The following is a 12,229-nucleotide window of genomic DNA, read 5'->3' on the forward strand; positions in this document are numbered from 1 at the left end:
GGGGAGTGTGTATGACAGTTGCAGCCAAGTGGGCGGCAGGCCTGGTGATGCTGGCCATCAGCGGCGCGGCGTGGAGCGCCAGGAAAGTCGACCTGGACTACCACGTCAAACTGCTGCCGCAGACCGAACAGGCCGAGGTGCGTATCAGCCTGTCCCAAGGCTCGGCAGTGCGCAGTCTGGATTTCGATTTGGGCAGCGGCGGCGACTACAGCGACTTCAAGGCTGAAGGGCAGTGGAAAGTCACTGGTCACCGTGGCCTGTGGCAGCCCGGCGCGGACAAAGCCAGCCTGACCTACCGGGTTCGCCTTACGCATACACGCAAGCCGGGTGTGTATGACACGCGGTTCACGCCGAACTGGGCGGTGTTTCGCGGCGAGGATCTGGTGCCGCCCGCGCGCCTCGATCAGCAGGACGGGGTTGAGTTGGTCTCGCGCCTGGTATTCGACCTGCCGGCCAGCTGGAAGAGCGTCGAAACCGCCTGGCCACGGATCGGTAAGAATAAATTCCGTATCGACAATGTCTCGCGCCTGTTCGACCGTCCCACTGGCTGGATGCTCGCCGGCAACCTGGGCAGTCGTCGCGTGCGCCTGGGGGAGACCGACGTCACCGTGGCGTCACCCAAGGGGCAGGCCATGCGGCGCATGGATGTGCTGACGCTGCTGACTTTTGTCTGGCCGCAGGTGGAAGCGGCATTCCCGCGCCACCCGGCGAAACTGCTGGTGGTGGGCGCCAGTGATCCGATGCGCCGAGGTGCGTTCGCGGCGCGTGACTCGATCTTTCTCAACAGCCGCACGCCGTTGGTCAGCGAAAACGGCAGCAGCCCGTTGTTGCGCGAGGTGGTGCAGGCGGTTGGTCGCTTCAATGACCATGACACCAGCGACTGGATCAGCGAAGGGTTGGCGGAGTTTTACGCCATCGAATTGCTGCGCCGTGGCGGTGGTATCACCGATGAGCGCTACGCGGCGATTCAGGCGCGGCTGACCAAGGAAGGCAAGGACGTGACCAGCCTGCGCGGCGAACATGTCAGCGGTGCGACGGTTTCCCGGGCGGTACTGGTGATGCAAGAGCTGGATCGCGAGATCCGCGTGAAAACCCACAACAAGCGCTCACTGGATGACTTGGCACAGGCAGTGATGCGCGCCGATAGCATCACCACCGCGGAGTTTGTGCAGTTGGCCGACAGCATCATCGGCGAATCGTCAGTAGTGCTCGACTCCAAGCTTTTACGCTGATCCTCAGCCGTGCACGCACAGATTTAACTGTGGGAGTGGGCAATGCTCCTCCCACATTTAAACCTCCAAGACGTTGAAACGCTGTATCAGCCGGCAGTCTTAACTGCTTTCTCCGCCGCCACTTCGGCACGGGTCTTGAGGTTCTTCAACTCTTCACCGGCGCGCTCGATCTTTGTGCGCACGGCGTTCATTTCCTGGCGGCCTTGTTCCAGTTTGTCCTTGAGCGAGCTGTGCCCGGTGAAGCCGCGCGCCAGGGCGACGCCGCCGATTGCCACTTGGATCAGGCCGAAAATCCCGCCGCGGCGCAAGCCTTTGCCGACCATCACGACGCCACCGGCCACGGAGCCGATGCGCTCCCAGCCGTGTACGTTCTGGGTGGGCTGAGTCTGGAACGGCGTGTGTTCGATGACAGGGCGCAAGGTTTTGCTGTCGCTCATGATCTCTCTCCAACAAGGGCAAGTGTCTGCAACTGACTGCTCGCAGACGCTGGATGTTCCGAAAAAATCAATACTTGGGGCCCGAACGGGTGTTGTTGCCCTTGGCCAAGCGGTCGTACAGCACCACGTTGACCGTGGCGGCGAGGTTCATGCAGCCGGTGGTGGGGATGTACACCACGTCTTCGCACCAGTCGCGGATGTCTTTATCCAGGGAGCCGTCTTCCGGGCCGAAGATATACAGCGCGCGGTCGGGATGGGTGTACTCGGGCAACGGGCGGGCACCGTCCACCAGTTCCACGGCCACCGGAATGCAGCCCAGCGGCAGGATTTTTTTCAGGTCATCGATGCCGATCAGCGGGATGTCGTGATGGACCTTCTTGGTGTCGGTGATGAAGTCCCGGGCGCGCTCGTAACGCACGCCGGTGTAAAACACCGAAGCCACGCCATAGCAGCCGGCGGCACGCATCACCGAACCGACGTTTTCGGGGGATTTGGGGTTATACAGACCGATGCAGCTGTAGCGTTTATTGCCCACGGGGAAGGGTGCCTTGAAGAAAAGCGGAGATTATACGGCCTGGAGGGCATGTATTGCTTGGGCCCGCGTTATCGGGGGCAAGCGCCCTCCCACATTTCGCTTGTGAGCCCCCCTAGAAATGTGGGAAGCGGGAGGGAACAGGCGACGGCAATGTTCAGTCGTCTTTCTTCATCAACCCCGCCAACGCCGCGAACGGGTTGTGGGTGGCCTTGGCAATCGTCGGGCTGCTGGTCGAGCCTTCGCCGAAGTACTGCTGGTCGGTGTAGCGCGAGTGTTCGTTGTCGTGGCAATACAGGCACAGCAATTCCCAGTTGGAACCGTCCTGGGGATTGTCATCATGGTTGTGGTTGCGGTGGTGTACCGTCAGTTCACTCAGGCGCTTGCCGGAGAATTCGCGGGCGCAGCGGCCGCATACGTGGGGGTACATCTTCAGCGCTTTGTCGCGGTAGCCCATTTCACGGTCGCGCTGGGCATCGGCGAGGATGCGGTCCAGCTTGGCGGTGTGAGAGGGCGGGTTAGTCGAGCTCATCATGGCTCCTGGCTATTAGGTGGGTCACGGATAGGGTTGATTCTAGCTGCTGAGGGCAGTCACTGCACCTGGCACCGATAGACCGCTATCGGGGGCAAGCCCCAACCACAAGGGGATTCAGCCCTTAAGCTTTTCCGCAATCCAGATGGTATGCCGCGTGCCTTTGTTGCCATGGGCGAACACCTGCACTTCCTCGGCCTTGAAGCCGGCCTTGCGCAGTTTATCGCTGAACAGCTTATCCGCACTGGCCGACCACACCGCCAGCACCCCCTTGGGGCGCAGCGCTTTGGCGCAGGCGGCCAGGCCACCGGCGGAGTACAGCCAGCTATTGGCCTTTTGCGTCAAACCTTCCGGGCCGTTGTCGACGTCGAGCATGATCGCGTCAAACCCTTGGGGCTCGGCCTGCAGCACCTTGGCCACGTCTTCCTGGCGGATCACCGTGCGTGGGTCCAGCAATGGCCGGCCGGATTTTTCCCCCAGCGGTCCACGGTTCCATTCCACGACCCCAGGCACCAGTTCGGCCACCACCACTTCGGCATTTTTGCCCAGATGCTTGAGGGCCGAGGCGAGGGTGAAGCCCATGCCCAGACCGCCGATCAACACCCGCGAGTTCGGGCGGCCGGCAACTTTGCGGCAGGGGATCTCGGCCAGCGCGTCTTCGGAACCGTGCATGCGCGTGTTCATCAACTGGCCACCGTCGCCGCCCTGGATCTTGATGACAAAATCCTCGCCGTATTCGAACAGGCACAAGGCACCGCCGTTGTCAGGGATTGGGGCGGTGTCCAGCAGAACGAAACGTTTCATGGAAATCTCATTGGGAAGGGCATTCTTGCGCGGTTGGGAGTAGCCTTACGACATTCCGGTCAGGCCATGGAGCCATCGATGAAGTGCAGCATTCTAACGGTCATTGTGTTGAGCGCGCTCGCATTGGGTGCGGCGCAGGCTCAGGAGTTGCAAACCGTGCCGGTCGCCCCCGCGCCAACTCCCGGCGCACCGGGCACGCCAACGCCCACCCTGTATCCCCAGGTCACCCCGCCGGTGGTGCCCAAGACCAACGGTTCGCCGCCCCTGGCGCCCATCGTCTTGCCCGCACCGCCAAAAGACCAGACAGTGCCCGGCTTGCAGCAGAACGACAGTAAACCGAAGACACCCGGCGGCTAGAACTGCTGCGATAGCAGTTGCCCGTCAGCCATGCGCAGGCGCTTGGACAAGGCAATCGCAATCGCGCGGATAATCTTGGCAGCGACCCGTGGCGCTTCGTTGAGCATTTTCTCCAGGGAGTCCTTGCCCAGGTTCAACAGCACGCAAGCACTGGCGGCCACGCAACTGGCCGAGCGTCGCTCGCCGTCGAGCACCGCCATCTCGCCAAAGGCCCGGCCGCTGCGCAGGGTGGCGATGGTCACGGGTTGGCCGTCGTGATGAGCCTTCTGCACCGCCACTTGGCCGCTGTGGAGGATGCACATGAAGGTGCCCGCATCGCCTTCGAGAAAGATCACCTCGCCCTGGGCAATGGTGCTGATGTTGAAGTAGCCGGCAGCGATATGAAAATCCTCCGGCAACAAAGGATCGAACAATCCGCAGTCCATGAGCATGTCGCGGATTTCATTATTGAGTTGTGTCGGTGGTGGCATGGCAGCAATTGGGTCCATCAAAACAGGGGCGGTCCTGTGTTCAGACCGAACCGCCGCACTAAGTTCCTAAATCAACCCGAGCGCCTTGAACACAAATGCATATTCGAGCGCTACGTCACGTAATCCCTGATAGCGACCGCTCATTCCACCGTGACCGGCGCCCAGTTCGGTCTTGAGCAATAGCAGGTTGTCGTCGGTCTTGATGTCGCGCAGCTTGGCCACCCACTTGGCCGCTTCCCAGTACTGCACGCGACTGTCGTTGTAGCCGGCAATCACCAGCATGGCCGGGTAAGCCTGGGCGCGGACGTTTTCGTACGGCGCGTAGGCTTTGATGCGCGCGTAGACATCCGGGTCTTCGGGGTTGCCCCATTCGTCGTATTCGGTGACGGTCAGCGGCAGTTCCGGGTCGAGCATGGTGTTCAGCACATCCACGAACGGCACTTCGGCAATCGCCGCCTGGAACAGCTCGGGACGTTGGTTGAGTACCGCGCCGATCAACAAACCGCCGGCACTGCCGCCGCTGATGACCAGTTGCTTGGACGTGGTCAGGCCCTGGGCGATCAAGTGTTCGGCGCAGGCGATAAAGTCGCTGAAAGTGTTCTGCTTGTGTTCCTGCCTGCCGTTGCGATACCAGGCCTCGCCCAACTCGCCACCGCCGCGCACATGCGCAATGGCAAACGCGACGCCCCGGTCCAACAGGCTCAGGCGCGCATGGGAGAACCACGGGTCCAGGCTCGAACCGTAGGCGCCGTAGCCATACAGGTACAACGCTGTCGGCTTGCCCACCTGATCGCGCCTGACCACCAGGCTGATCGGCACCTGGGTGCCATCGGCCGACGTGGCCCACAGGCGCTGGCTCACATAGTCGTCGGCATTGAACACGCCGAGCACCGGTGTTTCCTTGAGCACCTGTTGCGCGCCACTGGCCAGTTCCAACTGCCGCACTTGGGCCGGACGGTTCAGTGCTTCGTAGCGCAGACGGATGCGGTCGCTGGGAAATTCCAGGCTGTTCTGTACGTAGAGGCTGTACGCGGCGTCGGGCAATTCCACACGGTAGGCCGCCAGGTCCTGGGGATGCACTTCGATCACCGGCAGGCCGCCGATGCGCAGGCTCAGGGTCATGGCGCGGGCGTTCAGGCTCACGCCGTCGAGCATCACGTCGTCGCGGTGCGGGATCAGGTTGCGCCAGTCGGCTTCGGTGGGCACCTCGCCGGTGTCGGCGGCGACGAACAGCGCGTAGTTGATGCCGTCGCGGTTGCTGCGGATAAACCAGGTCCACTGGCCATTGAGCTGGCCGTGGTCCACATCGTATTCGTGATCCTCCACCCGTGGCGCCAGGCAGGTGAAGTCCAGGTGCGGCTGGTTGGCGTCCAGCGCCCAGATTTCGCTGGTGGTCTTGCTGCCCAGAGCCAGCAGCAACTGACGTTCGGAGCTTGAGCGGTAGCAATGCAGGAAGAACCGTCCGTCAGGCTCGTGGAACACTTCCTGCGCCGCCGTGCCATCCAGGCGATAGCGATACAGCTTGTGCGGGCGGTGGGTGTCGTCCAATTCGCCGAAGAACAGGGTCAGGCTGTCGTTGGCCCAGGTCATGCTGCCGTCGCAGTGATCGAATTCCAGTTCGCTGACTTTGTCGGTGGCCAATTCCTTCACGAACAGGGTGTAGATCTCGTCGCCACTGGTATCGAGGCTGTAGGCCAGGCGCTGATGGTCGGGGCTGATGCTGAACGCGCCAAGGGAGAAGAAGCCGCCGTTGGCCAGTTCGTTCGGGTCCAGCAACAATTCCTCGCTGCTTTCATCCACCTGGTTGCTGTCGTCGGCCGGGCGACGGCAGCGGTAGTGACGCGCATATTCGTCACCGGCGGTGGTGCGCGTGTAATACAGGTACGGGCCCCAGGGGGAGGGCAGGGACAGGTCGGTTTCGAGGATGCGCCCCTTGATCTCGTCGAACAGGCTTTCGCGCAGGGCCGCTTGATCGGCGAGCTGGGCTTCCTGCCAGGCGTTTTCGGCTTTGAGGTAATCGAGCACTTCGGCGCTGTCACGCTCTTGCAGCCAGGCGTACGGGTCCTGGCCGGGGGCCTTGCGGGCAATCGGGGCGGCAGTGATGTGGGTCGATGACGGCATGGATCACTCTCTGTCTGGCGGAAGGTGGCGGGCATTGCAGCCGTGACACGCAAAAGCCGTTATGATAGCCGCCTGTTTGCCAACCTTGCCATGGACACCATGACCGAGAACGACTATCTGACCGCTTGGGGCCTTTACGCCTTCGCCGCTTTGGGCTGCCTGTTGGTGTGGTGGCGCATGACCCGCTGGATCTGGCGCTGGCTGCGCGAGCCGCTGCAACTGCTGATGGCGGTGCTGTTGTTCAGCCCGACCATTGTCGATCCGGTCAAGACCCAGTTCGCGCCGGCCGTGGCCATTACGGCGATGGACCTGGTGCTCAAGGTCGGCAATAACGCCTGGCGTGCCATCTCCGATTTGTTCATGTACACGATGATCGCGTTCGGCGTGTACCTGGTGTTCGTGCTGATCCGCTGGCCCATCGAGCGTGCCGCCAAGGCGCGCCGCGAGCGCAAGGCCGCCACCGACGCCGCCCTGGCCGCCGAAGACCAGGACGATGACGAACCTTTCCGGCGCCCGGCGCCCGTCAGCGGTATGCGAGTCGAACCGCGTCTTTAACGTTGTAAGCCCTGCAGCGAGAGCCCTGGCATGTGTGAATTATTGGGCATGAGTGCCAACGTCCCCACCGATATCGTGTTCAGCTTCACCGGGCTGATGCAGCGCGGTGGGCGCACCGGGCCGCACCGCGACGGTTGGGGTATCGCGTTCTACGAAGGCCGTGGCCTGCGTCTGTTTCAGGACCCGGCCGCGAGCAGCGAATCGGAAGTCGCCCTGCTGGTGCAGCGTTATCCCATCAAAAGCGAAGTGGTAATTGGCCATATCCGCCAGGCCAATGTCGGCAAGGTGAGCCTGGCTAATACCCACCCGTTCGTGCGCGAGCTGTGGGGGCGCAACTGGTGTTTTGCCCATAACGGCCAACTGGCGGACTTCGCCCCACGCGCCACGTTCTACCGGCCGGTGGGCGATACCGACAGCGAAGCGGCGTTCTGCGATCTGCTCAACCGCGTGCGCGAAGCCTTCCCCGAGCCGGTGGACATCGAGCAAATGCTGCCGGACCTGATCGCCGCCTGCGCCGAGTACCGCAGCAAAGGCGTCTTCAACTGCCTGCTCAGCGATGGCGACTGGCTGTTCTGCCATTGCTCGACCAAACTGGCCCAGATCACCCGGCGTGCACCGTTCGGCCCGGCGCGCTTGAAAGATGTCGACGTGATCGTCGATTTTCAGGCCGAAACCACGCCCAATGACGTGGTCACGGTGATTGCCACCGAACCCCTGACCGACAACGAAAACTGGACCCGCTACGAACCGGGTCAATGGAGCCTATGGCGACGCGGAGAATGCGTCAGCCAGGGCATTACCGAGTAAGGACATCGACTATGTTGCTCAGCTATCTGCGGTTGGTGCTGTTTGCCATTGGCCTGTTGGTCGGTGTGCAAGTGCCGGGGTTTATCAGCGATTACGCCAAGCGCGTCGAAGCCCACCTGATCGAGGCTCAGACCAGCCTGCGTGGCTTCGAAACCACGGCGCAGCAGTTCTTCAAGGGGGACATGCACGCCCTGGTCGAGCATTACCGCGCCAGCGATGACCCGGTGTTCCAGAGCGATGCCAGCAGCCTGGGCGCTTTGCTCGATCGCCAAATGGCGCTGGACAAGCAATTCCAGGCCATGCAGGGCCCCTGGTATATCCGCGCGCTGCAAGTGGCGGTGGCCGCCGACCCGGATATCCGCCAGGAAACCTGGAACGGCTACAGCTACCAGATCCTGCTGACCCCCGAAGCCATGGGCTGGGGCCTGGGTGGGGCGATGCTGTTGTCGTTCGGCCTGGAATGCCTGTACCGCCTGATCGACTGGATCGTGCTGGGCGGCAAGCGCCTGCGCCAGAGCCGGCCGATTGAAGAGCGGGACCTCAAGGGCCTCTAACGCCCATCTCGATCAAATGTGGAAGGGGGGCTTGCCCCCGATAGCAGTGGATCAGTCAGCCGAACTGTCACTGACGCTATCGCGGGCAAGCCCGCTCCCACATTCGTATCCGGTTTATTCAGTTGCCAGCACCATCCGCTCTTCGCCGACTTCCTCGGCATACCGGGCCACTACTTTCTGGCATAACCTCACGATCTCCTCCACCAACTCCACGCCCACGCGCCACGACACCACCACTTGCAGGTTCGGCAAACGTTGCTCCATGGGCAGCATCAGCAGTTCGCCGCGGGCCAGTTCTTCGCCGACCAGCACCGGCGGCAGCGCGCCAATCCCGAAACCGTCGCGCAGCAGGCGGGTGATCGCCGACACCGAGTTCACGCAGTTCATACGCGGCGCAGCAACGCCGTTGGCTTGCATCAGGCGGATCACGTCCTGGTGCGGGTGGGAATTTTTCGAATAAGTGATGATGCGTTCCTGGGCCAGGTCGGCAAGGGAGGCATAGTCACGGTTATAGATCGATTGGCTGGCGACGATCCAGGCCATCGGGTGGCTGCCCAGTTCCAGGCTGCGCACGGTTTCCAGGCGCAGCAGGTCGGTTTGCAGGATCAGATCGAGAAAGCCTTTTTGCAGCTGATCGCTGAGGTTCAGCGCGGTATCGGCGACCAATTCGATTTCCACCAGCGGGAAATGGTCCATCAATTCCGCCACCAACGGGCTGAGCCAGGTGTGGATCACCGTGTCCATGGCACCGATCCGAATCCGTCCGACCTTGCTGCTGGTGGTCTCCAGGGATTGTTTCAAACCTTGCAGGGTCACCATCATCTGCTCGGCATAGTCGAGCACCTTGACGCCTTCCGGGGTCAGGCTCACCCCCCGGGAATCGCGCAGGAACAGCTTCACCCCCAGTTCGCTTTCCAGCACGGCGATGCGGCTGGAGATCGACGCCTGGGTGGTAAAGAGCTTTTCGGCGGTCAGGCGAAAGCTCTTGAGCCTGGCGACCCAAACGAAGGTTTCGAGGAACTTCAAATTCATGGGATCAACTTTTACTTATGCTTGGATCGGTTTTTATTAGTTGGACGCCGCACGGGGCGAGCGCCAAAAATCGAGTCGTTCCACGATAAGCGGCGTGGGGGTGCCAGGACAAGTTGCGTGTCCGACGGTAAAAATCCCACACTACAAAAAAACAAAGCCTACAGGAGCGACCACCGTGAGCCGCCTGCTACTGAATTGTGATATCGGCGAAAGCTTTGGCAACTGGACCATGGGCCTGGATGCCGAGGTCATGCCGTTCATCGATTGCGCCAACGTGGCCTGCGGGTTTCATGCCGGCGACCCGAGCATCATGCGCAAGACTGTCAGCCTGGCGCTCAAGCATGGCGTGCAAATCGGTGCGCATCCGGCGTACCAGGACCTCCAAGGGTTCGGTCGCCGCTCGATGGCTTACAGCCCTGAAGAAATCCAGGACCTGTTGCACTACCAGATCGGCGCTCTCGATGGCATTTGCCGTGCCCAGGGCGCCCGCGTCAGCTACGTCAAACCCCACGGTGCGTTGTACAACGACATGATGGCCAAACCCGCGCAACTGCGCGCGGTGATGCAGGCCATTGCGGCCTACGACGCCAGCTTGCCGTTGATGCTGCTGGCCACCCGTGATAACAGCGCAGCCCAGGCGATGGGCGACGAATACGGCCTGAGCTTGTGGTTCGAAGCGTTCGCCGACCGTGCTTACGACAGCCACGGCCACCTGGTATCGCGCCAACTGCCGGGCGCAGTGCATCACGACGCTGACACCGTACTCCAGCAAGCCCTGACTATTGCTCGCGGCGAGCCGCTCACCGCCAGCGATGGCAGCGCCCTGGTGTTGCAGGCCAATACCTTGTGCGTCCATGGCGACAACGCCAGTTCCATCGCCGCCGTGCAACGTATCCGCGCGGCGTTGATGTCAGCATGAAGCCACGCATTGAAGTGGTGGCCATCGATTGTCTGATGGTGCGTCTGTTCGACGTGATCGCCGAAGCCAATATGCCGTGGATGCTCGCCGCTACCCAACGATTGCGCGGCGCTTTCGGCACGGCGTTGGTGGATCTGGTGCCGTCCTATACCACCTTGATGGTGCATTACGACCTCACTGCGTTGAGCCCGGCCGGGGCGCGGCACCGCATCGATCAAGCCCTCGCCGATTTGCAACCCCAGGCCCAGGGCAGCGGCCAGTGCCATGTTTTGCCGGTGTGGTACGACCTGCGCGTCGGCCCGGAACTGAGCGTGCTCAGCCAGCGTAGCGGCTTGACGGTGGACGAGGTAATCCGCCGCCACAGCGCCCACGAATACCAGGTGTTCGCCCTTGGTTTCGCTCCCGGATTCGCCTTTATGGGCTTGGTGGATGAAGCCCTCGCCACTCCGCGCCTGAGCACCCCGCGCAAACGCGTGGCGGCCGGCAGTGTGGGGATCGCCGAGCGGCAGACCGCTGCCTACCCGGTGGTGTCGCCGGGCGGCTGGAACCTGATCGGCCGCACCCCAGCCAAACTCTTCGACCGCGAGCGCGACGGCTACAGCCTGATGCAGCCCGGCGACACGGTGCGTTTCCAGGCGGTGGATCACGCCGAATTCATCCGCTTGGGTGGCGATGACACGCCGCTGGAGGCGCAGCCATGAGCCGCTTATCGATCGAGGCCAGCACCCCGCTGTGCCTGTTGCAGGACGCCGGGCGTTTTGGCGTGCGCCACTTGGGCGTCACCCAGGGCGGCGCGCTGGATTGGGTGTCGATGGCGTGGGCCAATTGGCTGCTGGGCAATGCGTTGAACGCAGCGGTGGTGGAAATCACCCTCGGCGGCTTCACCGTAAAGGCCGAGGACTATTGCCTGCTGGCTCTGGCCGGTGCAGATCTGGGTGCGCATATCGACGAGCGAGCCATTAGCCCTGGGCGCAGTTTTGTCCTGCAAAAGGGCCAGCGCCTGCGCTTTACCCAACCGTTCGTCGGTGCGCGGGCGTACCTGGCGGCGCCGGGCGGGTTTGATGCGCCGGCGGTACTGGGCAGTTGCGCGACGGTGGCCCGTGAAGCACTCGGAGGTGTGGATGGCTTGGGCAACGCACTGGCCGCAGGCGGTCGGTTGAGCTATTCCGGAACCGGCGGTGCCCTGCAGGTGTTGAGTCAGCCGGCGTTGCCAACCGGCGGCCCACTGGACGTGATTGTCGGCGCGCAGATCGGCCAGTTCAGCGGCCAGAGCCTGTTCGATGCGTTCAACACCGACTGGGCCTTGGACAGCCGTGCCGACCGCATGGGCATGCGCCTGCTGGGCACGCCGTTGCAGTATCAGGGGCCGTCTTTGATCTCCGAAGGGATTCCGCTGGGGGCGATCCAAGTGCCGCCGGATGGGCAGCCGATCGTATTGCTCAATGATCGCCAGACTATCGGCGGCTATCCACGGTTGGGCGCGCTCACACCCTTGGCCTTGGCCAGGCTGGCGCAATGTCTGCCGGGGGAGAAAGTGCGATTGGCGCCGGTGGTGCAGGAAACGGCGCATCGGCAGCACATCGAGTATTTGCGCCGCTTCCAAACGGCGGGACGGGCTTGCTCCCGATAGAGTTCGGTCAGTCCATTCGTCAGTGACTGCACCACCGGAATCGGGGGCAAGCCCCCTCCCACATTGGATGTCGGTATTAAAAGTATCTGCGCCGCTTCCAAACTGTGGGAGGGGCTTGCCCCCGATGACGGCGCGTCAGTGACAGATGGGCAGGCAGACTGCTAAAGGGGGCAAGCCTACCCACATTGGATATCGGTATTACTTGGAGAAAGCATTTGCGCCGCTTCCAAACTGTGGGAGGGGGCTT

The 12,229-nt window shown here is 62.4% G+C and carries 15 protein-coding genes; 8 read left to right on the top strand and 7 right to left on the bottom strand.

Annotated features, from left to right (window positions below):
* Window positions 1–11 precede the first annotated feature (11 nt).
* A complete protein-coding gene (locus QRN41_RS19860) occupies window positions 12–1,232 on the top strand; it encodes a hypothetical protein (RefSeq protein ID WP_167416514.1) in 1,221 nt (406 codons plus the stop codon).
* Window positions 1,233–1,318: 86 nt separating this feature from the next.
* On the opposite strand, the gene QRN41_RS19865 is transcribed toward QRN41_RS19860, so the two are convergent.
* From QRN41_RS19865 to QRN41_RS19880, 4 genes are all read right to left on the bottom strand, one after another.
* Window positions 1,319–1,669, bottom strand: coding sequence for a YgaP family membrane protein (locus tag QRN41_RS19865; protein ID WP_034112432.1), 351 nt, complete (start codon window positions 1,667–1,669; stop codon window positions 1,319–1,321).
* A gap of 67 nt (window positions 1,670–1,736) precedes the next feature.
* Complete coding sequence (locus QRN41_RS19870; protein ID WP_034096446.1) at window positions 1,737–2,204, bottom strand: RNA methyltransferase; 468 nt, start codon at window positions 2,202–2,204, stop codon at window positions 1,737–1,739.
* 154 nt (window positions 2,205–2,358) lie between these two features.
* Window positions 2,359–2,733 (bottom strand): YajD family HNH nuclease, encoded by a 375-nt coding sequence (locus QRN41_RS19875; protein ID WP_025858458.1) that lies wholly within the window; start codon window positions 2,731–2,733, stop codon window positions 2,359–2,361.
* A gap of 117 nt (window positions 2,734–2,850) precedes the next feature.
* Window positions 2,851–3,537, bottom strand: coding sequence for a spermidine synthase (locus QRN41_RS19880; RefSeq protein WP_285422041.1), 687 nt, complete (start codon window positions 3,535–3,537; stop codon window positions 2,851–2,853).
* A gap of 78 nt (window positions 3,538–3,615) precedes the next feature.
* On the opposite strand from QRN41_RS19880, the gene QRN41_RS19885 reads away from it, so the two are divergent.
* On the top strand, window positions 3,616–3,894 hold the full coding sequence (locus QRN41_RS19885; protein ID WP_034137387.1) for a hypothetical protein: 279 nt from the start codon (window positions 3,616–3,618) through the stop codon (window positions 3,892–3,894).
* Here the strand turns inward: QRN41_RS19885 and QRN41_RS19890 are convergent.
* Both QRN41_RS19890 and QRN41_RS19895 read right to left on the bottom strand, forming a co-directional pair.
* Window positions 3,891–4,364 (bottom strand): cyclic nucleotide-binding domain-containing protein, encoded by a 474-nt coding sequence (locus QRN41_RS19890; RefSeq protein ID WP_034137485.1) that lies wholly within the window; start codon window positions 4,362–4,364, stop codon window positions 3,891–3,893. The two genes, QRN41_RS19885 and QRN41_RS19890, sit on opposite strands and share 4 nt — an antisense overlap.
* A 66-nt stretch (window positions 4,365–4,430) precedes the next feature.
* Window positions 4,431–6,485: a S9 family peptidase gene (locus QRN41_RS19895; protein ID WP_285422042.1), complete on the bottom strand. Its 2,055-nt coding sequence runs from the start codon at window positions 6,483–6,485 to the stop codon at window positions 4,431–4,433.
* A gap of 24 nt (window positions 6,486–6,509) precedes the next feature.
* Between QRN41_RS19895 and QRN41_RS19900 the strand changes: the two genes are divergently transcribed.
* Genes QRN41_RS19900 through QRN41_RS19910 form a run of 3 tightly spaced genes read left to right on the top strand, consistent with a single transcriptional unit; the run spans window position 6,510 to window position 8,401 of the window.
* Complete coding sequence (locus QRN41_RS19900; RefSeq protein ID WP_034137389.1) at window positions 6,510–7,040, top strand: hypothetical protein; 531 nt, start codon at window positions 6,510–6,512, stop codon at window positions 7,038–7,040.
* A gap of 30 nt (window positions 7,041–7,070) precedes the next feature.
* The gene (locus tag QRN41_RS19905) at window positions 7,071–7,847 is read left to right on the top strand and encodes a class II glutamine amidotransferase (protein WP_285422043.1); all 777 of its coding nucleotides are present in this window, start codon (window positions 7,071–7,073) and stop codon (window positions 7,845–7,847) included.
* A gap of 11 nt (window positions 7,848–7,858) precedes the next feature.
* Window positions 7,859–8,401 carry a DUF2937 family protein gene (locus QRN41_RS19910; RefSeq protein ID WP_285422044.1) on the top strand — a complete coding sequence of 181 codons (543 nt, stop codon included), beginning with the start codon at window positions 7,859–7,861 and terminating at the stop codon, window positions 8,399–8,401.
* A gap of 114 nt (window positions 8,402–8,515) precedes the next feature.
* Here the strand turns inward: QRN41_RS19910 and QRN41_RS19915 are convergent, their stop codons facing one another.
* Entirely contained in the window at window positions 8,516–9,433 is a 918-nt protein-coding gene (locus QRN41_RS19915) for a LysR family transcriptional regulator (RefSeq protein ID WP_213633448.1), read from the bottom strand.
* A 175-nt stretch (window positions 9,434–9,608) separates the two neighbouring features.
* Between QRN41_RS19915 and QRN41_RS19920 the strand changes: the two genes are divergently transcribed.
* Genes QRN41_RS19920 through QRN41_RS19930 form a run of 3 tightly spaced genes read left to right on the top strand, consistent with a single transcriptional unit; the run spans window position 9,609 to window position 11,982 of the window.
* A complete protein-coding gene (locus tag QRN41_RS19920; RefSeq protein WP_285422045.1) occupies window positions 9,609–10,352 on the top strand; it encodes a 5-oxoprolinase subunit PxpA in 744 nt (247 codons plus the stop codon).
* Window positions 10,349–11,053, top strand: coding sequence for a 5-oxoprolinase subunit PxpB (gene pxpB / locus QRN41_RS19925; RefSeq protein ID WP_167416516.1), 705 nt, complete (start codon window positions 10,349–10,351; stop codon window positions 11,051–11,053). Before QRN41_RS19920 ends, pxpB begins: the two co-directional genes overlap by 4 nt.
* Entirely contained in the window at window positions 11,050–11,982 is a 933-nt protein-coding gene (locus QRN41_RS19930; RefSeq protein WP_285422046.1) for a 5-oxoprolinase subunit C family protein, read from the top strand. The genes pxpB and QRN41_RS19930 overlap by 4 nt, the downstream gene beginning before the upstream one ends.
* Window positions 11,983–12,229 lie beyond the last annotated feature (247 nt).

It is taken from the genome of Pseudomonas sp. efr-133-TYG-23 (genome assembly GCF_030209215.1).
Classification (GTDB): domain Bacteria; phylum Pseudomonadota; class Gammaproteobacteria; order Pseudomonadales; family Pseudomonadaceae; genus Aquipseudomonas; species Aquipseudomonas rhodesiae.

Bases quoted from the DNA above. Each gene is read 5' to 3' on its own strand.
- pxpB (WP_167416516.1), top strand. From the start codon at position 10,349: ATGAAGCCACGCATTGAAGTGGTGGCCATCGATTGTCTGATGGTGCGT.
- QRN41_RS19915 (WP_213633448.1), bottom strand. From the start codon at position 9,433: ATGAATTTGAAGTTCCTCGAAACCTTCGTTTGGGTCGCCAGGCTCAAG.
- QRN41_RS19890 (WP_034137485.1), bottom strand. From the start codon at position 4,364: ATGCCACCACCGACACAACTCAATAATGAAATCCGCGACATGCTCATG.
- QRN41_RS19930 (WP_285422046.1), top strand. From the start codon at position 11,050: ATGAGCCGCTTATCGATCGAGGCCAGCACCCCGCTGTGCCTGTTGCAG.
- QRN41_RS19895 (WP_285422042.1), bottom strand. From the start codon at position 6,485: ATGCCGTCATCGACCCACATCACTGCCGCCCCGATTGCCCGCAAGGCC.
- QRN41_RS19910 (WP_285422044.1), top strand. From the start codon at position 7,859: ATGTTGCTCAGCTATCTGCGGTTGGTGCTGTTTGCCATTGGCCTGTTG.
- QRN41_RS19905 (WP_285422043.1), top strand. From the start codon at position 7,071: ATGTGTGAATTATTGGGCATGAGTGCCAACGTCCCCACCGATATCGTG.
- QRN41_RS19865 (WP_034112432.1), bottom strand. From the start codon at position 1,669: ATGAGCGACAGCAAAACCTTGCGCCCTGTCATCGAACACACGCCGTTC.
- QRN41_RS19880 (WP_285422041.1), bottom strand. From the start codon at position 3,537: ATGAAACGTTTCGTTCTGCTGGACACCGCCCCAATCCCTGACAACGGC.
- QRN41_RS19885 (WP_034137387.1), top strand. From the start codon at position 3,616: ATGAAGTGCAGCATTCTAACGGTCATTGTGTTGAGCGCGCTCGCATTG.
- QRN41_RS19875 (WP_025858458.1), bottom strand. From the start codon at position 2,733: ATGAGCTCGACTAACCCGCCCTCTCACACCGCCAAGCTGGACCGCATC.
- QRN41_RS19860 (WP_167416514.1), top strand. From the start codon at position 12: ATGACAGTTGCAGCCAAGTGGGCGGCAGGCCTGGTGATGCTGGCCATC.